Annotated in this window: 22 protein-coding genes; 13 read left to right on the top strand and 9 right to left on the bottom strand. The window is 68.3% G+C overall.

All coding sequences use genetic code 11. The annotated features are described in order from the left end of the window. Positions 1–8 precede the first annotated feature (8 nt). The 10 genes from ftsY (at position 9) to DKT69_RS17115 (ending at position 12,031) form a co-directional block, all read left to right on the top strand. A complete protein-coding gene (gene ftsY / locus DKT69_RS17160) occupies positions 9–1,202 on the top strand; it encodes a signal recognition particle-docking protein FtsY (protein WP_109802543.1) in 1,194 nt (397 codons plus the stop codon). A gap of 6 nt (positions 1,203–1,208) precedes the next feature. Beyond that, the gene (locus DKT69_RS17155; protein WP_201749709.1) at positions 1,209–2,072 is read left to right on the top strand and encodes a phosphotransferase; all 864 of its coding nucleotides are present in this window, start codon (positions 1,209–1,211) and stop codon (positions 2,070–2,072) included. Positions 2,073–2,318: 246 nt separating this feature from the next. After that, positions 2,319–3,716 (top strand): ammonium transporter, encoded by a 1,398-nt coding sequence (locus DKT69_RS17150; RefSeq protein ID WP_109802541.1) that lies wholly within the window; start codon positions 2,319–2,321, stop codon positions 3,714–3,716. Positions 3,717–3,741: 25 nt separating this feature from the next. Then, positions 3,742–4,080 carry a P-II family nitrogen regulator gene (locus tag DKT69_RS17145; protein ID WP_170839442.1) on the top strand — a complete coding sequence of 113 codons (339 nt, stop codon included), beginning with the start codon at positions 3,742–3,744 and terminating at the stop codon, positions 4,078–4,080. Positions 4,081–4,093: 13 nt separating this feature from the next. Then, a complete protein-coding gene (locus DKT69_RS17140; RefSeq protein ID WP_109802540.1) occupies positions 4,094–6,373 on the top strand; it encodes a [protein-PII] uridylyltransferase in 2,280 nt (759 codons plus the stop codon). Between the two features lie 745 nt (positions 6,374–7,118). Next, positions 7,119–8,429 (top strand): sugar transferase, encoded by a 1,311-nt coding sequence (locus DKT69_RS17135; protein WP_109802539.1) that lies wholly within the window; start codon positions 7,119–7,121, stop codon positions 8,427–8,429. A gap of 88 nt (positions 8,430–8,517) precedes the next feature. Beyond that, positions 8,518–9,420, top strand: coding sequence for an ABC transporter ATP-binding protein (locus tag DKT69_RS17130; protein ID WP_109802538.1), 903 nt, complete (start codon positions 8,518–8,520; stop codon positions 9,418–9,420). Further along, complete coding sequence (locus DKT69_RS17125) at positions 9,410–10,231, top strand: ABC transporter permease (protein WP_109802537.1); 822 nt, start codon at positions 9,410–9,412, stop codon at positions 10,229–10,231. Before DKT69_RS17130 ends, DKT69_RS17125 begins: the two co-directional genes overlap by 11 nt. A gap of 19 nt (positions 10,232–10,250) precedes the next feature. Further along, positions 10,251–11,378 carry a sensor histidine kinase gene (locus DKT69_RS17120; RefSeq protein WP_109802536.1) on the top strand — a complete coding sequence of 376 codons (1,128 nt, stop codon included), beginning with the start codon at positions 10,251–10,253 and terminating at the stop codon, positions 11,376–11,378. Then, positions 11,375–12,031, top strand: coding sequence for a response regulator transcription factor (locus DKT69_RS17115; protein WP_109802535.1), 657 nt, complete (start codon positions 11,375–11,377; stop codon positions 12,029–12,031). Before DKT69_RS17120 ends, DKT69_RS17115 begins: the two co-directional genes overlap by 4 nt. 9 nt (positions 12,032–12,040) lie before the next feature. Here DKT69_RS17115 and DKT69_RS17110 read toward each other — a convergent pair whose 3' ends face one another. Next, positions 12,041–12,289: a flavin reductase gene (locus DKT69_RS17110; RefSeq protein ID WP_236647976.1), complete on the bottom strand. Its 249-nt coding sequence runs from the start codon at positions 12,287–12,289 to the stop codon at positions 12,041–12,043. A gap of 419 nt (positions 12,290–12,708) precedes the next feature. Here DKT69_RS17110 and DKT69_RS17105 point away from each other — a divergent pair, with 419 nt between their 5' ends. Together DKT69_RS17105 and DKT69_RS17100 are read left to right on the top strand one after the other, a co-directional pair. Continuing rightward, positions 12,709–13,515, top strand: a complete 807-nt coding sequence (locus DKT69_RS17105; protein WP_109802533.1) for a helix-turn-helix domain-containing protein — start codon at positions 12,709–12,711, stop codon at positions 13,513–13,515. Further along, the gene (locus DKT69_RS17100; protein WP_109802532.1) at positions 13,506–13,697 is read left to right on the top strand and encodes a DUF397 domain-containing protein; all 192 of its coding nucleotides are present in this window, start codon (positions 13,506–13,508) and stop codon (positions 13,695–13,697) included. Before DKT69_RS17105 ends, DKT69_RS17100 begins: the two co-directional genes overlap by 10 nt. A gap of 107 nt (positions 13,698–13,804) precedes the next feature. Here the strand turns inward: DKT69_RS17100 and DKT69_RS17095 are convergent, their stop codons facing one another. Continuing rightward, positions 13,805–14,755, bottom strand: coding sequence for an LCP family protein (locus tag DKT69_RS17095; RefSeq protein ID WP_236647975.1), 951 nt, complete (start codon positions 14,753–14,755; stop codon positions 13,805–13,807). 506 nt (positions 14,756–15,261) lie between these two features. Here DKT69_RS17095 and DKT69_RS17090 point away from each other — a divergent pair. Further along, positions 15,262–16,512, top strand: coding sequence for an O-antigen ligase family protein (locus DKT69_RS17090; protein WP_236647979.1), 1,251 nt, complete (start codon positions 15,262–15,264; stop codon positions 16,510–16,512). Between the two features lie 156 nt (positions 16,513–16,668). On the opposite strand, the gene DKT69_RS17085 is transcribed toward DKT69_RS17090, so the two are convergent. The 7 genes from DKT69_RS17085 to DKT69_RS17055 all read right to left on the bottom strand — a co-directional run bounded on the left by DKT69_RS17085 (position 16,669) and on the right by DKT69_RS17055 (position 24,401). Then, the gene (locus tag DKT69_RS17085) at positions 16,669–17,553 is read right to left on the bottom strand and encodes a glycosyltransferase family 2 protein (protein WP_109802529.1); all 885 of its coding nucleotides are present in this window, start codon (positions 17,551–17,553) and stop codon (positions 16,669–16,671) included. A gap of 57 nt (positions 17,554–17,610) precedes the next feature. Next, positions 17,611–18,543: a glycosyltransferase family 2 protein gene (locus DKT69_RS41110; RefSeq protein ID WP_368666258.1), complete on the bottom strand. Its 933-nt coding sequence runs from the start codon at positions 18,541–18,543 to the stop codon at positions 17,611–17,613. Between the two features lie 75 nt (positions 18,544–18,618). After that, on the bottom strand, positions 18,619–19,701 hold the full coding sequence (locus DKT69_RS17075; protein ID WP_161557866.1) for an MATE family efflux transporter: 1,083 nt from the start codon (positions 19,699–19,701) through the stop codon (positions 18,619–18,621). Positions 19,702–20,015: 314 nt separating this feature from the next. Then, positions 20,016–20,924, bottom strand: a complete 909-nt coding sequence (locus DKT69_RS17070) for an alpha-1,2-fucosyltransferase (RefSeq protein WP_161557865.1) — start codon at positions 20,922–20,924, stop codon at positions 20,016–20,018. Between the two features lie 161 nt (positions 20,925–21,085). Further along, positions 21,086–22,069, bottom strand: a complete 984-nt coding sequence (locus DKT69_RS17065) for a GDP-L-fucose synthase family protein (RefSeq protein ID WP_109802525.1) — start codon at positions 22,067–22,069, stop codon at positions 21,086–21,088. Then, a complete protein-coding gene (gene gmd, locus DKT69_RS17060) occupies positions 22,066–23,094 on the bottom strand; it encodes a GDP-mannose 4,6-dehydratase (RefSeq protein ID WP_109802524.1) in 1,029 nt (342 codons plus the stop codon). Before gmd ends, DKT69_RS17065 begins: the two co-directional genes overlap by 4 nt. Then, positions 23,091–24,401 carry a glycosyltransferase family 4 protein gene (locus DKT69_RS17055; RefSeq protein WP_255420203.1) on the bottom strand — a complete coding sequence of 437 codons (1,311 nt, stop codon included), beginning with the start codon at positions 24,399–24,401 and terminating at the stop codon, positions 23,091–23,093. Before DKT69_RS17055 ends, gmd begins: the two co-directional genes overlap by 4 nt. Positions 24,402–24,416: the final 15 nt, after the last annotated feature.

Raw genomic sequence — 24,416 nt, 5'->3', positions numbered from 1 at the left:
ATTTCGGCATGATGGAATACCTCCTCATCGCGCTCGCCCTGCTCGGGGTGCTGATCCTCGGTGCCCTCGGGCTGGTGGTGCCCCGGCTGCGCCGGCGGCCGGAGCCGCCGCTGCCCGAGACCGAGGTCGACACCCGGGCCGAGGAGGACCTGGCCGGGCCGCCGGTCGAAGCGGCGGAGTCCGACCTCACCACCGGAGTCCTGGTCGCACCGCCACCGGTGGTCGAGGCGCCGCCCGCGCCCGCCGTCGAGGTCCCCGAGCCCACCGCCGGCCGGCTGGTCCGGCTGCGCTCCCGGCTGTCCCGCTCGCAGAACGCCTTCGGCAAGGGCCTGCTCGGCCTGCTCAGCCGCGACCACCTGGACGAGGACGCCTGGGAGGAGATCGAGGACAGCCTGATCACGGCCGACGTCGGCATCGACGCCACCCGGGAGATCGTCGACCGGCTCCGGGAGCGGACCCGGGTGCTCGGCACCCGCTCCGCCGGCGAGCTGCGCGCCCTGCTCGCCGCCGAACTGGTCAACGCCCTCGACCCGACGCTGGACCGGTCGCTGAACGCCGACCCGAAGGTGGGCATGCCGGGGGTGCTGCTGGTCGTCGGGGTCAACGGCGCCGGCAAGACCACCACCTGCGGCAAGATCGCCCGGGTGCTGATCGCCGACGGACACTCGGTGCTGCTCGGCGCCGCCGACACCTTCCGGGCCGCCGCCGCCGACCAGCTGGAGACCTGGGGCGGCCGGGTCGGCGCGGAGACCGTCCGCGGGCCCGAGGCGGCCGATCCGGCCAGCGTCGCCTTCGACGCGGTCAAGCGCGGCATCGACACCCAGGTCGACACCGTGCTGATCGACACCGCCGGCCGCCTGCAGAACAAGGTCGGCCTGATGGACGAGCTGGGCAAGGTCAAGCGGGTGGTGGAGAAGCACGGCCCGATCGACGAGACCCTGCTGGTGCTGGACGCCACCACCGGCCAGAACGGCCTGGAGCAGGCCCGGGTCTTCACCGAGGTGGTCAACGTGACCGGGGTGGTGCTGACCAAGCTCGACGGGACGGCCAAGGGCGGCATCGTGATCGCCGTGCAGCGCAAGCTCGGCATCCCGGTCAAGCTGGTCGGCCTCGGCGAGGGCCCGGACGACCTGGCCCCGTTCGACCCGGCGCAGTTCGTCGACGCGCTGCTCGGCACCGAGCCGCTCGCCCGGGACGCGTAACCTCGAGTGACGACTGACGATCGCGCCTGGGCGGGGTGGCGCGAACCCAGCCACCCGTCGCCGCGCCTCGGGAGACCGTACGTGACTTCGCAGGAGATCCCGCTGCACGGCGGGAACGTGAGCACCGTGGTCCGGGTGGGCGACACGGTCCGGCGCAACGCCGGGCCCTGGACGCCCTCCGTGCACGCCCTGCTGCGCCACCTGGAGTACGTCGGGTTCACCGGCGCGCCCCGCGCCCTGGGCATGGACGAGCGCAACCGGGAGGTCCTGTCGTACCTGGAGGGGGAGTGCGGGGAGTACCCGCTCGCCCCGCACTGGGTCACCGACGAGGCGCTGGTGACCGTGGCCACCATGCTGCGGATGTTCCACGACGCCCAGTACGGCTTCACCCCACCGCCGGGGGCGGTCTGGCGCTCGTTCGGCCCGCCCCCGCCGGACACCGAGGTGATCTGCCACCACGACGCCGCCCCGCACAACGTGATCTGGCGGCCCGACGGCACCCTGGGGCTGATCGACTTCGACCTCGCCTCGCCCGGCGCGCGGATCTACGACGTGGCGTACGCGGCCTGGACCTGGGTGCCGATCTTCGCCGACCGGGACTCGATCACCCTCGGCTGGAAGCACCCCGACCGGCCGCGCCGGCTGCGCCTGTTCGCCGACGCGTACGGGCTGATCCCGCGGGACCGGCACCGGCTGATCCGGACCGTCCGCAAGCGGATCGTGGACCACGTGGAGGGCATCCGCCGGATGGCCGCGGCCGGGGACCCGGCGTTCGTCCGGATCGTGCACAAGGGGCACCTCCGTCGCCCGATGCGCGACCTGCGGCTGCTCGACTACGAGCGGCACGCCCTGGAGTACGCGCTGCGCTGATCGGCCGGGTCGCGGGGCGTCGGTGGTCGCCCGGCCATCGACGCCCGCCGTACGGCCGATCCACCGCCGCCCATCCCGGCGGCTGTGCGGGTTTCTTCACACGTCCGAAACACACCGTCACGGACCGGAAATCGGCCGGGGTCGTTGAGTGAAACAGCCGGCGACGAAGCTTCCGCGCAACCGGCTGACGGGCGACGCTGCCAGGTCTCAGTCGGAGGGAGGACTTCCACACCGAGAGGAGGCAGCGTGGAGATCAACACCGGCAACACCGCCTGGTTGCTCTTGTCGTCTGCGCTCGTGCTGCTCATGACGCCCGGTCTGGCCCTGTTCTACGGCGGCCTCAACCGGTCCAAGGGCGTACTCAACATGATGATGATGAGCTTCTCCGCGATCGGGCTCATCTCCGTACTTTGGGTCATCTACGGCTTCACCCTGGCGTTCGGCACCAACGACAGCGCCGGGGCCAACAACGTGATCGGCAGCTTCACCCAGTACTTCGGCACGCAGACGAACTTCATCGGCGAGGAGTGGCTGTTCCTCGGCGCGGGGACCGGCATCCCCACGTACGTCTTCATGGTCTTCCAGATGATGTTCGCCGTCATCACCGTGGCCCTGATCTCCGGCGCGGTCTCCGACCGGCTGAAGTTCTCCGGCTGGTTGCTCTTCGCCTTCGCCTGGTTCACCCTGGTCTACGTGCCGGTCGCGCACTGGGTCTGGGGCGGCGGCTTCATCGGCTCCAAGATCAAGGCGCTGGACTTCGCCGGTGGCACCGCGGTCCACATCAACGCCGGCGCCGCCGCGCTCGGCCTGGTCCTGGTGCTCGGCAAGCGGGTGGGCTGGCCCCGGGAGAGCTTCAAGCCGCACAACATCCCGTTCGTGGCGCTCGGCGCCGGCCTGCTCTGGTTCGGCTGGTTCGGCTTCAACGCCGGCTCGGAGCTGACCGTCGACGGCACCACCGCGGTGGCCTTCGTCAACACCCAGGTCGCCACGGCCGCCGGTGTGCTCGGCTGGGTCCTGGTGGAGTGGGTGCGCAGCAAGAAGCCGACCCTGGTCGGTGCCTCCTCCGGCGCCATCGCCGGCCTGGTGGCGATCACCCCGGCCTGTGGCTTCATCGCCCCGCTCCCGTCGGTCCTGCTCGGTCTGATCGCCGGCGCGGTCTGCGCCGTCGCGGTGAGCCTGAAGTACCGGTTCGGCTTCGACGACTCGCTCGACGTGGTCGGCGTGCACTTCGTCGCCGGCTGGATCGGGTCGCTGTTCATCGGCCTCTTCGCCACCCTCCAGGTCAACTCCGCCATCGAGGGCCTCGGCGCGAGCGAGGGCCTGTTCTACGGTGGCGGGGTCACCCAGCTCGGCCGGCAGGCGCTGGCCAGCGGGATCGTCTCGGTCTACTCCTTCGGGGTGGCCGTGCTGATCGCGCTTGCGGTCAAGGCGCTGATCGGGCTGCGGACCGGCACCGAGGACGAGGTCGCCGGCATCGACGTCGCCGAGCACGCGGAGAGCGCGTACGACCTCTCGCCCACCACGGGCAGCAGCGCGGGCGGCGCGTTCGCCATGGCCGGGATCGGCGCCACCAAGCCGGCCCCGGAATCCGCCGAGCCGGCGGACGAGCCCGCCGCGCCGGTCAGCGAAAAGGTCGCCGGTTAACGTTCCTGGGATGGAGGGGTTAGACATGAAGCTGGTGACCGCGGTCATCAAGCCGTACCAGCTGGACGCGGTGAAGGAGGCCCTGCACGCCCTCGGCGTGGCCGGCCTGACCGTCAGCGAGGTCCAGGGGTACGGCCGGCAGAAGGGGCACACCGAGGTCTACCGGGGTGCCGAGTACACGGTCGAGTTCCTGCCCAAGATCCGGGTCGAGGTGCTCACCGACGAGATGGACGTCGAGAAGATCGTCGACGCCATCGTGGCGGCGGCCCGGACCGGCAAGATCGGCGACGGCAAGGTCTGGGTGACCGGCGTCGAGGAGGTCGTCCGCGTCCGCACCGGCGAACGCGGCCTGGACGCCCTGTAGGAGACCCGCACCGATGACCTCGTTGATCAGGAAGAACGCGTCAGGACGCCCCGGCGACGGCGACGCGGAGCTCTTGATCAACGAGGTCGTCGGCGTTCCCGCCGGGATCGGGGAGGCGGCGCGGACGGCGCGGGCGGCGGCGTTCGACTCGTGGCTGGGCGCGCTGCTGCCCGAGCAGGACGGGATCGCGCTGATCGCCGTCGGCGGGCTGGGGCGGCGGCAGTGCGCGCCGTACGGGGACCTCGACCTGGTGCTGCTGCACGCCGGGGTGCCCGGCACCGACGAGCTGGCCGCCAAGCTCTGGTATCCGATCTGGGACGCCGGGCTGCGGCTCGACCACTCCGTACGGACCATCGCCGAGGCGCTCTCCGTGGCCCAGGACGACGTCAAGGTCGCCCTCGGGCTGCTCGACGCCCGCTTCGTCGCCGGCGACCCGATCCTCGCCGACCAGCTCATCCGGACCGCCGCCGACCACTGGCGGCGCACCGCCGTCCGGCAGCTGCCGGGCCTGCGCGAGATCACCACCGCCCGCTGGGCCGCCCACGGCGAGCTCGCCTTCCTGCTTGAGGGCGACCTGAAGGAGGCGGCCGGCGGGCTGCGCGACGTCGGCATCCTGCGGGCCATCGCCACCGCCGGGATCACCGACGCGCTCCGCCCGGCCGTCCGCGCCGCCCACCTGCGCCTGCTGGACACCCGCGACGCCCTGCACCAGCAGGTCGGCCGCCGGGTCGACCGGCTCGTCGCGCAGGAACGCGACGGCGTCGCCGAACTGCTCGCTGCGGACGACGGCGACGCCCTGCTGCGCCGGGTCGCCGGGGACGCCCGCACCGTAAGCCACGCCCTCGACGACGCCTGGCGCGCCGCCGACCGGCTCCGCTCCGGCCGCCGGCGGGGCGCCGACGGCCGGCCCCTCCGCCGACCCGTGGCCCGCGACGTCGTCGAACACGACGGGGAACTGGTGCTCGCCCGCACCGCCATCGGGGCCCGCCCCGACCCCAGCCTGTCGCTGCGGGTCGCCGCCGCCGCGGCCACCACCAGGCTGCCCATCGCCCGGGCCACCTGCGAGTGGCTGGCCGCGTACTGCCCGCCGCTGCCCGCGCCCTGGCCGCCGGCCGCCCGGGCCGCGCTGATCACCCTGCTCGGCGCCGGTCCCGGCCTGGTGCCCGCCTGGGAGACCTGCGACCGGTACGGCCTCATCGACGGCTGGCTGCCCGAGTGGACCCGGCTGCGCAGCCTGCCCCAGCACAACCCGGTGCACCGGTTCACCCTGGACCGGCACCTGGTGCAGACCGCGTACGAGGCGAGCCGGCACACCCGCGAGGTGGACCGCCCGGACCTGCTGCTGCTCGGCGCGTTCCTGCACGACATCGGCAAGGGCCTGCCGGGCGACCACAGCACCGTCGGCGCGCCGGTGGCCGAGGCGGTGGCCACCCGGATCGGGCTGCCCGACAGCGAGGCGGCGCTGATCGGCGCGCTGGTCCGGCGGCACCTGCTCCTGCCCGACGTGGCCACCCGCCGGGACCTCGCCGACCCGAAGACCATCGCCGACGTGGCCGACCAGGTCGGCGACACCACCACCCTCGACCTGCTGCACGCCCTGGTCCGCGCCGACGCCGCCGCCACCGGGCCGGCCGCCTGGTCGGACTGGAAGGGACGGCTCGTCGCCGAACTGGTCACCCGCGTGCGTACCGCGCTGGACACCGGCGTCCTGCCCGCACCCCCGGCCCCCGACCCGGCGCTGGTCGCGGGGCCGCTGCCGGTCGTACACCTGACCGGGGACCGGGTGGCGGTGGCCGCGGCGGACCGGCGGGGCCTGCTCGCGACGGTCGCCGGCTGCCTGGCCCTGCACCGGCTCGAGGTGCTGTCCGCGGACGCCTCCACGGTCGACGGCCGGGCCCTGGTCGAATGCCGGGTGCAACCCCGCTACGGGCTCGCGCCCGACCCGATCGCGCTCAGCGCCGACCTGCGCCGGGCGGTCGGCGGGAACGTCTCGGTCACCCAGCGGCTGCGCGGCCGCGCCCTCGCCGCGCGCGGCGAGGGCGCCGCCCCCCGGGTGGTCTGGCACCGGGAGGCGGCCACCGACGCGGTGCTGCTCGAACTGCGGGCGGCCGACGCGGCCGGCCTGCTCTACCGGGTGACCTGCGCCCTCGACGAGGCCGGCGCGCAGGTCCGGGCGGCCCGCATCTCCACCCTCGGCGCCGACGTGGTGGACGCGTTCTACCTGGTCGGCGGCTGGCCCGACGACGCCGAGCGGGCCCGGCTGGAGAGCGCCGTCCTGGCCGCCGCAGGGTGACGGCTCGCCCCGCTCAGGTTGCATCGAAGGACGAGCCGGGGTCGGCGGCAGAGCTTCAGGCCATACAGCACAACAAGAATCACCTCGATGGCCGCTTCGATTGGCTGGCTGGCCCCGGCGTGCCCGCGCTCGTCACGAAAATGGAGTCGGCTATCTCGCCGGCATGGCCCTGAAGGCTGGCCTCTGTCAACCGTTCGGCCACAGGAGACGGGTGTGGTTGCCCGTGCACCACTGCAGGACCCTCCCGAACGCAGATCTTCTCGCAGATTTGCGCGCGATCTGCCAGTAGAACTGCCGTTCAAACGCGTTTTGCGGTCAATGTCACACTTCTGTCCGTAGTGGATTGATCGCTGAACGTGCTGCCATCGGTGGGGTCTGTCAACTAATTGTCTCGCGTCAAGGGGCGGCGGGACCGGTCCCCACGAACCGTCTGTTGCGAGTTATGCTCGCGCCGCTACCAGGGCGAACGATCACCTCCCGAGCCTCGCGACGGTCTGTGTCGACGCCGCATCCGCGAGCCGAGGCTCCTCGTCCGACTGGCATCACACTGCCGATGACCCCCGGAGACCGAAAAGTGACCTCTAAGTCGCACCTTCCGTCGGCGTTCGTGCCCTCCGTGCCGGAGCAGTCGACTGCCGGAAGGGAGGGGCCAGGACTCTGGGTGCCGTCCGGGGCCTCACCGGCGGCTCCGCCGCCGGCCCCGGCGGGCCGAACCGTGCCCTGGGCGGGCCACCTCCGGGCGTGGATGCTCGTGCTGCCCATGGACGTCGTCGCCCTGCTGACGCCCCTACCCTTCAACTCGAACCATGTGCGTGGCCTCGCCGTCCTGGCTGTGCTGACGATCGCGTGCCTGGCGACCGGTGGCTTCTACCGGTCCCGGCTGCACCTGTCCATCCTCGACGAGTTGCCCGCGCTGGTCGCCTGGTTCCTGGTCGCGGCGGCGATCGTGGCGTTCATCGCCGCTATCCGGCACGAGAACTTCGCCAGCTTCGACAGCCTGTTGCACGCGGCCGCCATCGCGCTCGTCCTGCTGATCATGGGCCGTGGCATCGCGACGTCGATGATCAAGTTCGGCCGCCGACGGCGGATCGTCGGCCACCGGACGATCCTGGTGGGCAGTGGCCGGGTCGCGGCCGACCTGGCCCACGTCCTCGCCCGCTACCCGCAGTACGGCCTGCGGGTCGTCGGCTTCGTCGACAACGCGGGGCGGTCGGACCCGGCCGTCAACACCGTGCCCTACCTCGGCGACCTGGACCACCTGACCGAGGCGATGGCGCACGCCGGCGCGGACGTGCTGATCGTCGCCGACCCGGACACCACCGAGACGCGGTTCGTCGCTCTCCTCCGCCAGGCGATGGCGTCGGCCTATGACACGTTGGTCGTACCGCGGATGCACCAGTTCCAGACCCAGGTCCCGCGGCCCGACCACATCGGCGCGATTCCCGTCATGCGGATCCGTCCACCCCGGCTGAGCGGCTGGCGATGGGCGCTCAAGCGCGCGGCCGATATCGTCTTCAGCGCCCTGGCGCTCATCCTGCTCAGCCCGGTGCTCGCCATCTGCGCGCTGGCGGTGCGGCTCGAGGGCGGACCGGGGGTGCTGTTCCGGCAGCAGCGGGTCGGCCGGAACGGCAAGCTGTTCAAGGTCCTCAAGTTCCGCTCGATGCGCCCGGTCGACGAGACCGAGTCGCAGACCACCTGGTCGGTGGCGAACGACAGCCGGGTCGGGCCGGTCGGCCGTTTCCTGCGGCGCAGCTCCCTCGACGAGTTGCCGCAGCTGTGGAACATCCTGCGCGGCGACATGACGCTGGTCGGTCCCCGCCCGGAACGCCCCCACTTCGTGGAACTCTTCTCCGCCGAGCACGACCTCTACGCCTGGCGGCACCGCGTCCCCGCCGGGCTGACCGGATTGGCCCAGGTCAGCGGCCTTCGGGGGGACACGCCGATCTCCGATCGGGCGCGCTTCGACAACTACTACATCGAGAACTGGTCGCTCTGGCTCGACGTCAAGATCGTCCTGCGGACGATCCGCGAGGTCGTGGTCGGCGGAGGCCGGTAGCCGGGCCCCGGCGTACGTTCCGCGGCGTACGACCGGAGTCGCTTCCGCGCTGACGTGCGCGGACCCGCCGGGCGGCAGGGTTGCTGGCATGAACCTGCCAGTGCACACCGAAGGGCTCACCAAACGGTACGGCGGCCTGACCGCCGTGCGCGACCTCGACCTGACCGTCCGGGCCGGCGAGGTGTACGGCTTCCTCGGCCCGAACGGGGCCGGCAAGACCACCACGCTGAGGATGCTGCTCGGGCTGGTCCGGCCCACCTCCGGCACCGTACGACTGCTCGGCCGGGCGCCCGGCGCCGGCCGGCTCACCGGGGTGGGGGCGCTGATCGAGGGGCCGGCCTTCTACCCGTACCTGTCCGGCCGGGACAACCTGCGGGTGCTCGCCCGCTACGCGGGGGTCGGCGCGGACCGGGTGTCGCTGGTGCTCGACCTGGTCGACCTGACCGAGCGGGCCGGCGACCGGTACGCCGGCTACTCGTTGGGCATGAAGCAACGCCTCGGCGTCGCCTCCGCCCTGCTCAAGGACCCGCGCCTGCTGATCCTGGACGAGCCGACCAACGGCCTCGACCCGGCCGGCATGGCGGACATGCGCACGCTGATCCGCCGGCTCGGCGCCGGCGGGTGCACCGTCCTGGTCTCCAGCCACCTGCTCGGCGAGGTCGAGCAGGTCTGCGACCGGGTGGGGGTGATCTCCCGGGGCCGGCTGATCGCCGAGGGCAGCGTCGCCGACCTGCGCGGCGCGACGGGCCTGCGGGTGCTGGCCGACCCGCTGGACGTGGCCGCGGCACGGGCCGGAGCCCTGGTCGGGGAGGAACGGGTGCGGGTGGTGGACGGCGGACTGGACCTGTCGATCGAGCCGGAACGGGCGGCCTGGCTCAACGCCGAACTGGTCGACGCCGGGGTGGCGGTGCGCGAGCTGCGCCCCCGGGAGCGGGATCTGGAGCAGGTCTTCTTCGACCTCATCGAGAAGGGAACGGCCGATGTCGCGTAGCTTCCGGGCCGAGACGGTCAAGCTGGTCCGACGGCCGGCGTTCTGGCTGCTGCTGGCCATCACGCTGGTGCTCTCGCTGATCTTCACCTATGTCTTCCCGTACGCGAGCATCGCCGGCGGGACCACCGGCCCGAACGCCGACCGGACGCTGCCGATGCTGCTGCCGGACCGGCTGGTGGGGAACTCGCTCGGCGGGCTGCCCGTCTTCCTCGGCTCGATCGTGCTGATCCTCGGCGTGCTGACCGTCGGTGGCGAGTACGGCTGGGGCACCTGGAAGACGGTGCTGTCCCAGGGCCCGTCCCGGCTGGAGGTGTACGCCGGCAAGCTGCTCACCCTGGCGGCCGCCGCCCTCGTCGTGGTGCTCTCGGTCTTCGCCGTCGGCGCGGTGTCCAGCGCGCTGATCGCGGTCGCCGAGTCGCAGCCGGTGCACTGGCCGTCGGCCGGTGACCTGCTCACCGGGATCGGGGCGGGGTGGCTCATGGCGACGATGTGGGCCATGCTCGGTGCCGTGCTCGCCGTCGCGCTGCGGGCGGTGGCCCTGCCCGTCGGGCTGGGTCTGGTGTGGATGCTCGCGGTGCAGAACCTGCTCGCCGCGATCGCCGCGCCGCTGCTCGCCTGGGTGGCCCAGCTGCAGAAGGGGCTGCCCGGCCCGAACGCCGCGTCGCTGGCGGCGGCGCTCGGGGCGCCCGGGGACACCCCCGGCGTCGCGGCCACGGTCGGTGGCGGGCAGGCGGCGCTGGTGGTGGCCGGTTATCTGATCGCCTTCGCGGCGGTGGGCGGGCTGCTGCTGCAGCGCCGGGACATCGGCTAGGCGTCGGGGGAGGGGCGGCATGGACCGGAACCGCACCGGGTGGGGCGACGGCCTCTTCGACGCCCTGGTCGCCCTGGCGCTGCTCGCCATCGGGCTGGTCGGCACGGGTCCGGCCGGCGCCAACGAGGGGATCTCCACCGGCCGGGCCACGTATCCGCTGGTCGTGGTGGCGGCGCTGGCATTGGCGGTACGGCGGCGGTGGCCGCTGGCGACGCTGGCGGTGGTGACCGCGGCCAGCACCGCGTACCTGGTGCTCGGCTACCCGTACGGGCCGATCCTGCTGTCCTTCTTCGTCGCGGTCTACACGGTCGCCGCGTACCTGCCGCCGCGCACCGCGGCGGTGGCCGGCGGCGCCGCGCTGGTGGCCCTGCTGGCCCACGTCGTCGTGGGGGTCCGGTCGCCCGGCCTGGTGGGCGCGATGCCCGTCGCCGCGTGGGTGGTGGTGCCGTTCGCGGTAGGGACCACGGTGCGGCTGGGCCGGGAGAGCGCGGCCCGGGGCCGCGTCGACGAGGCCCGCCGCCTGGCCGACGCCGAGCGGCTGCGGGTCGCCCGGGAGGTGCACGACGTGGTCGGGCACGGTCTCGCGGCGATCCACATGCAGGCGGAGATCGCCCTGCACCTGCTGGCCAAGAAGCCGGAGCAGGCCGAGGCGGCGTTGACCGCGATCAGCCGGACCAGCAAGGAGGCGCTGGACGAGTTGCGGGTCACGCTGACCGTGGTCCGGCGGGACGAGGCCGCCGACGAACGGTCGCCGGCTCCGGGGCTGGCCCAGCTCCCGCAGCTGCGCGAGCGGCTGGCCGGTGCCGGGGTGCCGGTCACCGTCGAGGTCGACGGGGAGTCCCGCCAGCTCCCCGTCGCCGTGGACCTGGCCGCGTACCGGGTGGTGCAGGAGTCGTTGACCAACGTGCTGCGCCACGCCGGCCCGGCCACCGCCACCGTCCGCCTCCGGTACGCCCCGGGCGAGTTCGCGGTGGAGGTCACCGACACCGGGCGCGGGCCGCTGCGCGGTGCCGGCCCGGTTACCGGGTACGGCCTGGCCGGCATGCGGGAGCGGGTCACCGCGCTGGGCGGGTCGTTCACCGCCGGCCCCGCGCCCGGTGGCGGCTTCCGGGTGTACGCGACCCTGCCGGCGGAGGAGACCGCATGATCACCGTACTGATCGCCGACGACCAGGATCTGGTTCGGATCGGGCTGCGCGCCCTGGTGGAGAGCGAGGAGGACCTCGCGGTGGTGGGGGAGGCGGCCGACGGGCTGAGCGTCGTCGAACTCGCCCGGCGGGAGCGCCCGAGCGTGGTGCTGATGGACGTCCGGATGCCGGGGATCGACGGCATCGAGGCGACCCGGCGGATCGTCGCCGACCCCGAGCTGGCGGGTACCCGGGTGGTCGTCCTGACCACGTTCGAGCTGGACGAGTACGTCTTCGACGCGCTCCGCCATGGGGCCAGCGGCTTCCTCACCAAGGACACCCGCCCCGCCGAGCTGCTGCGGGCGATCCGGCTGGTCGCCGACGGGGAGGCGCTGCTGTCCCCGTCGGTGACCCGGCGGGTGGTCCGCGAGTTCGCCACCCGGCCGGCCCGGGTGCCCCGACCGCACCCCCGGCTGGGCACGCTCACCGACCGCGAGCGGGAGGTGGTGGGGCTGGTCGGCGAGGGGCTGAGCAACGTCGAGATCGCCGATCGGCTGGTGGTCAGCCCGGCCACCGCGCGTACCCACGTCAGCCGGGCGATGGTGAAGCTGGGCGCCCGGGACCGGGCCCAACTGGTGGTCTTCGCCTATCAGGCGGGGCTGGTTGCCTCGTGACGGTGCCAACTATCGGGCGCGGGCCCAGGTCAGGAAGCGCTCGGTCAGGTTCTCGGGTCGAGCGTGTCCGTTGAGCTGCGAGAGCTGCGCCCCGGCCTCGGCCATGAGCGTGCTCAGATAGATCAGCAGGGCCGTACGGTCGTTGCGGTACTCGACCAGCAGCGCCAGCCGGGCGGGCTGGCAGGGCCACTCCGCGCCGCACGCGCGGCAGCGCCACAGCGGACGCATCGGCAGGTGCGGACGGGAAGCGCGGGTCACCTCGGGCCTCCGTTGTTCCGCCACCCGCCGGCCCGCCAGCGCTGCGCCGGGGTCGGGTTGCCGGCGCGGCCCGGCCCGTTCGTCGGGAACACCTCGGTCGGTTGCGTCGCCCAGCTCGGGCGCTCGTTCGGCGGCAGTCGGCGCGGGAGCGGGGGCGGGGTGGGAGCGGGCCTGCAGCGCCAGAACAGGAAACGCACATGGACCTCCTCATCTTGTCTGGAAGGGGCCGCCCAGCCATCCCGCCGAGCGGCCCCACGACTGGCGCAACTGCCGGGCTTCGGGTGCCTCCACCAGCCGCGCCGTCTCTCCTTCCACCTTGGACGCAGGCCCCATAGGCTCGGAATAGTCACTCGTTGATTGCGGAGCGCAAGGGCCAGTTCCGGGCCGGTGGGGAACCGGGGGGACAGTTGTGGAAGGGCGTGGAAGCCGTGGGAATCTCGCCGTCTGAGTACCTTCTTCGTGAGCTACGGCGACGCCGTACGGCCGCCGGGCTGACGCAAGCCCAGCTCGGCGAGCGGGTCTTCTGCTCGGACTCGCAGGTGAGCGCGATCGAGACCGGGTGCAAACCACCCACCCTGTCCTACCTGACAGCCGTCGATGAGGCTTTGGCCACGGACGGCTACTTTGCGACTCTCTGGGACGAGCTGGTCAAGGGTGACGCCGCCCCGGTGTGGCTTCGGGAGTGGATCGAGATAGAGCGCGAGGCGATTGCGCTGCGGTGGTACGAACACGCCTTCGTCCCCGGCCTCCTGCAGACCGAGGGCTACGCCCGTGCCACCTTCCGCGCAGCCCGGGTGCCTACCTCACAGCTTGACCAACGGGTCGCGGCACGGATGGAACGGCAGGCAGTGCTCTCCCGCGACCCTGCTCCGCAACTCTTCGTGGTCCTGGACGAGATGGTCGTCCGGCGTGCCTGCGGCGGTTCGGATGTGATGGCCGAACAGCTCGAACACCTCATGGCCTGCGCTCAGCAGCCGCATATCCAGTTGCACATCGTTCCCACGTCCGCTGGCATTTACTCGGGCCTCGCCGGGGCGTTCATCCTGGCGGACCTGCCGGACGGTTCCCGCGCAGGATACGTGGACAATCAGCTAGCGGCGCAGATCGTGGAGCAGCCCGACGGGGTTGCTAGCCTCGGACTGTCGTGGGACGCGGTTCGGGGCGAGGCCCTTCCGCTCGGACTAACCCTCGACGTACTACAGGAAGCGGCAAAGACATGGACATGACCGGTGCTCAGTGGCGGAAGTCGTCCCGCTCTTCTACCAACGGCGGGGCGTGCGTCGAAGTCGCTGACAACCTCCCCGGAGTGGTAGGCGTCCGGGACTCGAAGGACCCGTCCGGCCCGGTGCTGACCTTCACGCCGGCCGCGTGGCGAACCTTCGTCGCCCAAGCCGCCGAGCGGGCCTGACGAGCGCAGACGCACGAAAGCGCCCCTCCCCAAGCAACCGGGGCGCGGTGCTTCGCGTTCGGTGGCGTGCAGACGCTTTGGGAGCCCGTCGCCTGGCTGCGCCGGGGTCAGCTGCCGGGCACCTTCTGCGGGTGGGCGGCCAGCCACTCCTGGATGGTGTCGTCGCGCACCGCGGCGAACATCTCCTTCGCCTTGGCGTCATCGAGCTTGACCGCCGAGCCGGCGTGGGTCTTCAGGCTGGCGCTCGTGTACGGCACCGTCGCGAACTTGATGTTCGCGGGCCTGATGTCGCGGGCGACGAGAGCCAGCTCCCGCAGGTCGAGGGACCTGTCGATGGTCAACGCGTCGGCGGCGGTCACCAGCAGTTCATCCAGGCGCAACGGGTTCTGCAGCATGCCCTCCGCGGCGACCTTCTCCGTGATGGCCTTGACGACCAGCTGCTGGTCGTGGATGCGCCCGAAGTCCCCGCCCGGCACGGCCTTGCGCTGCCGCATGAACTCCTCGGCCGCCGCCCCGTCAAGCTGGTGGCAGCCCTTCTCCCACACCTTGTCGGAGAAGGTCGACCGGACTGTGTACGGGATGCAGACCCGTACGCCGTCGACCGCTTCGACCATTTTGTGGATGCTGGCGAAGTTGGCGATCATCGCCCCGTCGAACTTGACCCCGGTGAGCTGGGTGATGGTCTTCGCGGCATGGGGTGCGCCACCGAAGGCGAACGCGGCGTTCAGCTTGTTCATGCCACCGTTCCAGCCCTTGGCCGGAGGAACGTAGACGTAGCTGTCCCGCGGGATCGACACGATGGTGGCCCGGTCGAGGTTCTTGCTCAGGTGCACCAGCATGATGGTGTCCGACCGCTGACCGCCGAAGCGCCCCTCGTCGGGCTCGCCCTCCCGGCTGTCGCTGCCGAGCAGCAGCAGATCGAGTGGCCCCGACTTCCAGCGCTGCTCGTCCTTGGGCGCGGCGATCGGCCCAAGGATGTCCTCGTGGTGGGTCTTGCCCTCATAGCGGCCGATCAGGAGGAGGGCGCTGGCCCCGCCGCAGATTCCCCCGATCAGCACGAGCGAGAGAAGGACAATGAGGGCCTTCTGCCAGCGCTTCAAGGGACGTCGACCGCGCGTCTTGGGCTCGGATGAATCCGGGACGAGCGGACTTAACACGTCTGACATGTATTCCCTCAGTCGCTCGCTCTGTCGGCGGTCACCTATCCCTCAATCTAAGCGGCCGTGAGACTTCTTCTCAACCCTGTAGGACGAGGCATGAACGGGTCACGTAATCGCTCGGCCGATTACGGCACCAGAATCAGCCAAATATGTGGCGAACCCGCCCGATCGGCCGAGGCTCAGCCCACCGATCCAGCAAGGCTGCGCTCACCTTGGCTTAGAGCTCCGCGCCCGTAAGTCCCTTCGGGGGTTGACGGTCCGGGGTCTGGCGTGCGATTGGTGATCAAGGCGTGATGGGTGCGATGTGCAGGTCGCACACCAGTAGCAGCACGAGTGTGTGAGATTCCGGACACCTGGGTGGGCGGTCACGTCCGCGCCTGGGCCTGCGATATCGTCGCCGGGTGATGACCAAATACCGGCGCAGCACCCAACTCTGGCTGACCCTGTTGGGAATCTGGGCGGTCGTCGGATTCTCGCAGCCGAAACTGATCCCAGGCGTCTTCGTCGCCACTGTCGGGATCGTCCTATCCGCGATGGTCGTTTTATCGCATTTCCGCGCGCCGCGCATCCCGATCATGCCCATCGCGCTCGCCGCGCTCGCCATTGCGTCACCCCTCTGGGCGGGAACCACAATCGGCCAGCCTCGCGCGCTCCTATTCGCGGCAGTCACCATCTCCGCGATCATCTTCGCCAGCTACGTCACCCCAAAAGACGCGATCAGGATTCTCGACACCGGGTTTAAGGTGGTTGCGGTGACGACCATCGTCATGATGATCGTTGCGAGAGGTGCCGCGTTCGAAACACGATGGCCGAACGAAGGCGCCCTTATCGGCCCATATGTGCACAAGAACATCCTCGGTGCGGTCCTTCTTCTTGGGCTGGTCACCGCGCTCTACGCACGCACGCGGACGGCGCGTCGCTTCGAACTCGTGTCCTGGGTGGCCGTCTACGGTGGCCTGACTGCGCTAATCCAGTCCTCGGCGGCGATCGTACTCGGGATCACAGCCGTACTTCTCGCGGTGGTCATGAACTCATGGTCGAAACGCACACGCACCCACCGCTTTGTGATGGTCACCCTTACCTTTCTCTGGTTGGTGATCATCGTCCCACTGCTCATCGCGAACGTCGAAAGCCTCCTCGCCATTGTGGGCCGCGACCTGACCCTCTCCGGGCGAAACCGAATCTGGCAGGGCGCGATCCTCGCATGGAACGAACAGCCGTGGTTCGGCTACGGCTGGGGCGTGCCTTTCAGCCCTGAATCCAACGCGTCGGCAATAATCTCTTACTTCACTTATTGGATTGTCCCGCAAGCACACAACGGGTACCTGTCAGTCGCGTTGCAGCTCGGCTGGATCGGGTTCACACTTTTCGCAGCTTACACACTGCGAATCCTGTTCGGCGCGTTCCGCCACGCCACTGAGGACGCCACCTCCGAGTCCTTATGGCTGTTCCAGATCGCGTTCGTGTTCACCATGCACAACATCTTCGAGTCGTGGCTCGACAACACGCACTGGTTCCTCGCGGTCGCTATCGGGGTGTGGCTAATCGCCATCCGCCCAAAGCGTGGCAATGCGACGGAGCCTCCGCCCTTGGCTTTGGTCGAGGCCCTTCCGCAACCGATCGAACGCGTTGATGCCGGGCTGACCGTTTCATAGAAGGCCTCATCGCCCATGCGTGCTAATTCGCGTCTCCGCCGTGACTTCTGTAGGCCTGGCCAGAACCCCTTACCCTCATTATGTCCCGGATCCTATTGGTGCTGGCCCCGCCCCATTTCCCGTGATGAGCGTGTCGCCAGCCACGTCCCGCTGCACTCATCGTCCATACTCGACCGTCTTTCCCCCGAAGGCAGCCTGAAGCATTCCGATCCCTTTCGGAAGGTGCATAAGCTCCCCGATACCCCGAGATCCCCGCAACAGGCTCTTCAGTACCGCAAGCGGAATCGCGAGCGCAACTCTGAGGAGCCCAACTGGAACGGCAGCCCATCCGAACCCAGCTCGAGACATCCGCCTAGTCGTCACGTTCCCAAGGCGCATGCCACGTCGCCACAACCACCGAGCCGACGCACGCGGAGCTGGAACGTACTCAACTACAGCCGCCTCGTCGCACCACGCGAGTCTTGAACCCAACCTCTTTAGCTCCATGAAGAAGTCGGTATCCTCGCCACCTGTCATCGAATACTGGAGCCGAAAGCTCACCGTGCCCAACCTAATCTCGTCCGTGATGCGAATGATTACGTTGTTCGTGGCCGGCCACCGTGGCACTGTGCCTGTGGCCTGTCGGGGGCGTTCGAAGAAACCACCTTTCCTCGCCCAGCGGGCAACGCCGTCCTCATACGCCGCGATGACTGGTCCGCACACCACGTCAGCGCTCAGCGAAATCATTGCGCTCGAGAGAGCTTCAAACCAGCCTCGAACGACCACTTCATCGTCATCGACAAACACCAGTGCGGTGTAGTCTTGAGATATCGCGTAGCTAAGCGCCCTATTGCGTGCCGGCGCGATTCCCGGCTCGGGTTCGACAACGTACACAGGCCGACGGCGAAACTCGCCATCGGCCACTGTCGACCATGCTGACCGTTCGGCATCGTTATCAACTACTAATACGTCGAAGCGCCCGGCATCGCCGTCAAGAGATTTCAGCAACCGCAATAGTCCGGCCGGTCGACGATACGTGGCGACTGCCACCAGAACTTCCATAGCCTTCCCCTATGCTGGTCAACGTTTCGAGCGGACCTTCGCTCGGTCGCGCCTGGTCTAACGAGTACTCCTGCCACGGCCACGAAGCGCCGCCTCGATGTACCGCCTGGACACCAAACCCGCAAGGCCGCTCGCCAAAGCGCTCGGACTTGGCGTGCCAGCCGTCATACGTATCTCCCGAACGCACTTAGCAATTCCCTCCCGTGATCGCGCAGCGATGGCGTACCTTAGCGTCTGGGATGCCAAGAAGTCCGCATAAACTGCCGGCTCGGCGTACTCCCTCAGCGTCGATTGCGCCCATGCCAGGGACGATTGCCAGTCTGGAGTCGCAGAAATCGAGGACGCGGAACCAACCGCATATCCGACTAGCACCTCTGGAACATGCCTTACCGCAACGCCCGGAACGGCTCCAGCGCGTACCAGCCAATCCCAATCCTGGTGACGCGGGAGCTTACGCCAAGGTACCGCTAAGGCGATTGACCTCGACGTTAGAATTGTTGATGTAAATATCGATGAACGTCGCCTCGAAGGCGCGCGGCGCCAGAAGAGATATTCCGCCACGTTCTGGCCAGGCGCAATTGCCCGTGCCGGAACGGCGCCTGTTGCCGTCAGGTCGGGACTGCCAGATGTATCTACAAGGCACGAGACAACCGGCTCATGTCCAGCCGTCCGCAGTTCCAACGCCAGTTGGACTTGCCGCTCGAGCTTCCGGGGTACCCACCAGTCATCATCGTCAAGGAATGCAAACCACGCGGTGTCAGCGCGTGCATGTTTAACGCCCGTCCACCGAGGAGCTTCGTCGGTGGAAGATGGAACTACGGATACCTTGGCATTGCCGCGGCTACCGCCAAAGTCGGAGAGCCTGCCGTCGCGGGAATCATCTACCAAGACAACCGCGATCGGTCCCTCGAAGGACTGTCCACCAATCGAGTCCAATGCGCGGTGAAGGAGTTGGTCGCGCTTTCCGGCGCTCGGAACGACAACTGTCACAACATCCAACGCGTCCTCCTCGTAGTGTAGCTCTGAAACAGCCACTTGTGGCACACGGCTTCTGATCCGTGGTCATCAAGATCTAAATGATTCCCGCGGCGGAGTAGCAGCCTGGGTCAGTAGTTGGCGGCCAGCGGCCGGATGCTTCTTAAGTTGGCGGCGCACAGCAGACCATCCCACAGATGCGGCAAGGGCGTAACCAATTGAGCTGGCCCAAGCTGCACCGATTGCACCATGGTGTGGCACAAGTACCGCCAGGAGCGTCAGCGATGAGAAGGCGCCCGACGCACCAACGACAATCAGTTCGCGACGCCCGCCCAAGGCGGCCAGAAGGCCGTGCATGGAATCAAGTACTAGCAGTGCAACTGAGCCGGCTGCCAGAACCGGAATGAGCGCCACCGCTGCGTCGTATCCCGGCCCTAACAGCACGCTCACGACTTGACGCGAAAAGACGGCAACGAGCATAGCCCCGGGGCCTGCTGCCGCCAGAAGGACCATTAGTTCCCTTCGTACCCGCTTCGGAGCGTCGCAACTAAACGCAGCGGCCTGAGCGCGGGACTTAAATGCTCCTGAGATTGCCAGCACCGAAGTAGAGAGCGCCGACGCTGCCGCATAGATGCCCACATCGCGCGGGCTGGATGTCAGATGAAGAAATATCACGCCGCTTCCCATTGTGACCGACGTTAGGATCGCGAAGAATATCAGCGGCCACCCCCGCGAGAGGTAGCTCCGCAATTGCTCCTTGTCCACGGCATGACTTGAGAACGCGTTGGCGCGACGGCGGCGCAGCCAATGCCGACATCTCCAGTGCCCAGAGACGATGGTTTCGCGTGTCGAGCGCGCTTCACCTGTCGCTGCTTGGTTGTCTTTTTGACCCACCGAAGCCGCCCGCCGCCGCGCGTACAAGCCGATCGTCAACACCGCCGCGACCGCCACGGACCCCTGAACTACACCAATTGCTGTAGCAGGAACTAACCAGCCAAATACAAATAGTGAGCCCAACGAGACTACTCGCAAGACCGCGGCGAGCGCGTTCGCGGCGGCGGGGCCCACCAGTGCGTGGTCGGCGACTGCCCTCGATCGCCATAACTGGGACTGACTCATGATAGGTATCAGCATCGAAGCCGCAATCGCAACTTGCAATTCGACACCGAGCACATAACACATTACTACGGAGACTGCGCCTGCAAGAAGACCTCCGACAAGCGCAATTCGACTAGCCGCGCCTATGGACGCCGTTCCCTCCCGCAAGTCGGCGAGATACACCTCGGCTTGGCCAAGGGTGCCGAACGAGAGGGCCATACTCGCTGCCGTCTGGGCGACGCCGAATTGGGCACGACCGTCTGGGCCAAGGCCCTGCGCTAGAACTGGCGATGTAACGAGAACGGCTACCGGAGCCGCGCCGTAGAATGTTAATTCGCGGCCGCGTGCAAGGGCGGACGAAAGCGCCTTGCGCGACACGTTCTCTCGACTCACTCAGATTCTGCCTTGTCACGAGGCACCGGAACCCAGCCGGGCAGCGCGAGGTCGTGGTCGTCCGACTCACGCGTAAACCAGGGTTGAGGATAGATCACCCGTTGTGGCGCACCGAGAAAGGCGCCCCACCAAGAGAATGTGCTGTTGGCGATGATCAGTTCTCGCGCATTGGCGAGCGTGCGCAGGTCGGCGAAGTGATCGGCCCCGACCTCCAACCGGAATCGGTCTGGCGACGGCAAAGACGCAATGAAACCGGCAGCCCATTGCGGGTCATCGGTTACCACCCGCACAGGCAGTCGGTCGTCAATGAACCTCAGCGCCGTGCGATAGTAGTCCTCACTGCAGAGTCCAAATCGGGCCGCGTACTTCGGATTGCTCGCGTAATCACCTCGCCTAATATGCGCGGCAGCGTAGTGGCCAACGTCTGCCGATTCGCCATTCATCAATCCGAATCTCACCGCCGAAACTATTGGCTCGCGAGCTTTTAGGAGAGGGTCGATCTCCTGAAACAGGCCCCGTAGTCGGACTGGCCTGTCCACCGTCAACGCAGCGAGCCCTTCGGCGTACGACTTGGCGACGATTTCCGAGGGGCGCCGGAATGTGAGGCGTCTCATTCTCTTGGCCGCTCCGACAACCGGTCTTGGCAAGGCTCTATGGGCAATCCGCCAGAACTCGGTTTCGGCCTTAGCCGCGCTAATTATTCCGTCGACCGGCACCATTCCCGACACCTGATTCCCTCGCCCATCGGGACGTTCAACAACCCGGACGTCGAGATACAGTGCGCGCGAACCCGCATCGGCGACCAAGCGCCCGGCCGCCCATTGAAACAGCTGGTTGGCAAGCCCACCGGTCAGTTCCACCAAGACGGCAGGCCCCGCGCCACTGTGGGCATATTGCTGATCCATAACGGAAGGCCCGCTCCTTATAGCCGATACAATGAGCAATGCTGCTTTAAGACCCTTTGTGTTATCTCCGCTCAGGGATTGCACGAGATGACTGCCTTGCTGTGACGGAGGGGCGTGCGCGGCATGACAGGTCAATGACCGGGATCGTCGACACATCTTGGTCAGTGGCCATCTGCCGTCTTCCGCGCGACGCTTCGGTACCACTCCACCGCCCGGGCGATTCCTTCGCCGAGTCCGATCCTGGGTGTCCAGCCGGCGTCGCGAAGCCTTGATATATCAAGCAGCTTTTGTGGTGTTCCGTCAGGCTTGGACGTGTCCCACTCCGTGTCGCCGGTGTAGCCGACGGCCTCGGCCACCAGGTCGGCGATCTCGCGGATCGTTGCATCCTCGCCGGTGCCGACGTTGATCTGGCTTGGTCCGTCGTAGTGCTCCAGCAGGAACAGGCACGCATCGGCCATGTCGTCGGAGAAAAGGAACTCGCGCCGAGGCGTACCCGTACCCCAGTTCGTCACGGTGCTTGCGCCGACGCGAACCGCCTCGTCGTAGCGGCGAATAAGCGCTGGTAGCACGTGCGACCCGGAAGGCGAGAAGTTGTCATTCGGACCGTACAGGTTGGTAGGCATCGCCGAGATCCACGGCAACCCGTATTGTCGGCGCACCGCATGTATGTGCGAGATCCCGGCGATCTTTGCGATGGCATACGCGTCGTTGGTCGGCTCGAGGTGGCCGGTGAGCAGCGACTCCTCACGGATGGGCTGCTCGGCGTACTTGGGGTAAATGCATGACGAGCCGAGGAACAGCACTCGCTCCACATCGTTGGCGAGCGCCGCGTCGAGCACGTTGGTCTGGATGCGCAGGTTCTCGCTGAGGAAGTCCACCGGGTAGGTGCTGTTGGCCAGGATGCCGCCGACCTTGGCTGCAGCCAAAACTAGGTACCGCGGCTTCGACTCGGCCATGAACGCGAATGTGGCATCCCGGTCGCGCAGGTCCAGTTCGGCCGAGGTCTTGCCCACCAGCCGGGTGAACCCGCTGGCCTTGAGTTTGCGCCAAATGGCGCTGCCCACGAGCCCACGGTGGCCCGCGACGTAGAAGGTTGCGTCACGGTCCAGCTCGCCGGGTGTGTAGCTGACGCCGTCGTCGCTCACGCGCTCCTCCAGGAAGCGAGACCAACCTTGTCGATCCACGGATCGCCGGCATGCGTCAAAGCCTCAACGTCGGCGTCGACCATGAGTTTGGCCAGCGCCCGGCCGTCGGTCGTCGCCTTCCACCCGAGGTGCTCTTGCGCCTTGGTCGGGTCACCGATCAACGCATCGACCTCGGTGGGGCGTAGGTAGCGCTCGTCGAACCGGACGTGCTCGCGCCAGTCCAGCCCGACGCGGCTGAAGGCGATCTCCACGAACTCCTGGACGGTGACGCCGACGCCGGTGGCGAGCACGTAGTCATCGGGCTGATCGGCCTGCAGCATGCGCCACATACCCTCGACATATTCGGGCGCATAACCCCAGTCGCGAACCGCCTCGAGATTTCCCAGGTACAGGTGGCGCTGCTTGCCGGCCTTGATCGCTGCGACGGCTCGAGTGATCTTGCGAGTGACGAACGTCTCGCCGCGGCGCGGGGACTCGTGGTTGAAGAGGATGCCGTTGACCGCGAACAGCCCGTAGGCCTCACGGTAGTTTTTAGTGATCCAGTAGCTGTAGAGCTTCGCAGCCGCGTAGGGCGACCGCGGATAGAACGGGGTGGTTTCGCTCTGCGGCGGCGGCGTCGCGCCGTACAGCTCGGACGAGGACGCCTGGTAGTAACGGGTGTCGATGCCCGCCAGCCGCACGGCCTCCAGCAGCCGGACCGTCCCCGTTCCGGTCGTGTCCGCCGTGTGTTCCGGCTCGTCGAACGACACCCGCACATGCGATTGGGCGGCGAGGTTGTATACCTCATCCGGGCCGATCCGTTGCAGCAACGTAACGAGCCGTGCCCCGTCGCTCAGGTCGCCGTAGTGCAGGAACAGTCGCGCGCCCGGTTCGTGCGGGTCGACGTAGAGGTGGTCTATCCGAGTCGTGTTGAATGTGGAGGCACGCCGGATGAGGCCGTGGACCTCGTACCCCTTGGCGAGCAATAGCTCCGCCAGATAGGAACCGTCCTGACCGGTGATACCGGTGATAAGCGCTCGCTTCATTGAGCCACGACCTCCGTCGACTTGCTACGCCGTCCCCGAGCCCTCGCCGTGACGGTCCTCGGCCAAAACCAACAACCACTTCTCAAAGTGGTCAAGCGCCGCATCCTGTCCAAGTGCGGTGTCGCGAAAGCGAGGGCGCGCGCCAGGGCTGGATCTGCCCGGAGTGACAGGGCGGCATCCAGCAGGGCCTGAGGATCGCCAGCGGCGACTCTCGTTCCTCCTCCGGAAACATCGATCTCGCTGGCGGTTACGCTCGCCTCATCCGCGGCCGCGAGCACTGGGAGCGATGCGGAGAAGTACGTCGTGAGCTTCCTCGGCACCGACATCTCCTTCATCCCCGCACGTTCGTTGACGAGAAGAATGTCGGCGCTCCCCAGCGTCTGCCTGAAATCATCGTCCGGAAGGGGTGCTACGAATTCGATGGAGGTCACATTCCTGGCGAGAGATTGCAGGCGAGCGCGTTGGTTGCCGTCGCCGAGCAGCACGAACCGTACAGGCGCGCGCTGTCGGTCAGCGAGCCGAGCCGCCTCAACGACGTTCTCAAGGCCCTGCTTTGCGCCCATGTTGCCGGCGTGAAGGATCACGGTAACGTCGGGTTCCCAGCCACGTCGGTTCCGGACGGCCGCCCGATCGACCTCCATCGGCGGATCAACGTGGGACCAGTTGCGAATTACCTCGACGCATCCCGCGGGCACGCCCAGTGTCTCTGTGACGAAAGAACGAAATCTGTCGTGAATCACCACGACGCCGGTCGCGGAGCGGAGCGTGCGGGACTCCAATGCCTTTAGCGCGGTTGCGGCAGACCTGCCGCCCTGGCCCGTCTCGGTGATGCCCAGACTGTAGAGATCCTGGATCCAGATACCGGTCGCGAGACCACGTGACCGGCGAGCGCGGAGCGCGGCGAGCGCACTGGTTATCAGGTTCGGCGACACGAGCAACACAACATCGGGACGATGCCACCGGGCGGTCAGAAAGCGGATCCCGAGACTGAGCTCGGAGAGCAACCTCCGCCCACTGCTCGGTCTCGCCGGCACATAGTGCGCCAACCGCTGGACTCGGACTCCGTCGACCTCATCAGATACGGACCAGCCGCCGTAGCCCTCCTTCACTCGCCACTCGGGATAGTGCGGGTGGGAGGTGATCACGCGCACATCGTGCCCCCGTGCACGAGCCCGTTCGCTAGTCCCGCCGTGTAGGGGGCATTCCCGGTCGGCTCGGGCGCGTAATGACCGCCCAGGATCGTCACTCTCATCGCGCGTCCAACTCCTGGCTTTCGGCGATCGGAGCTCCTGCCGTCGGCCCGCGATCGTTCACGATTGCTC

The sequence above is a fragment of the Micromonospora sicca genome, from assembly GCF_003172935.1.
In the GTDB taxonomy this organism is placed as follows: domain Bacteria; phylum Actinomycetota; class Actinomycetes; order Mycobacteriales; family Micromonosporaceae; genus Micromonospora; species Micromonospora sicca.
This window is presented reverse-complemented; position numbering and strand designations above follow the sequence as displayed.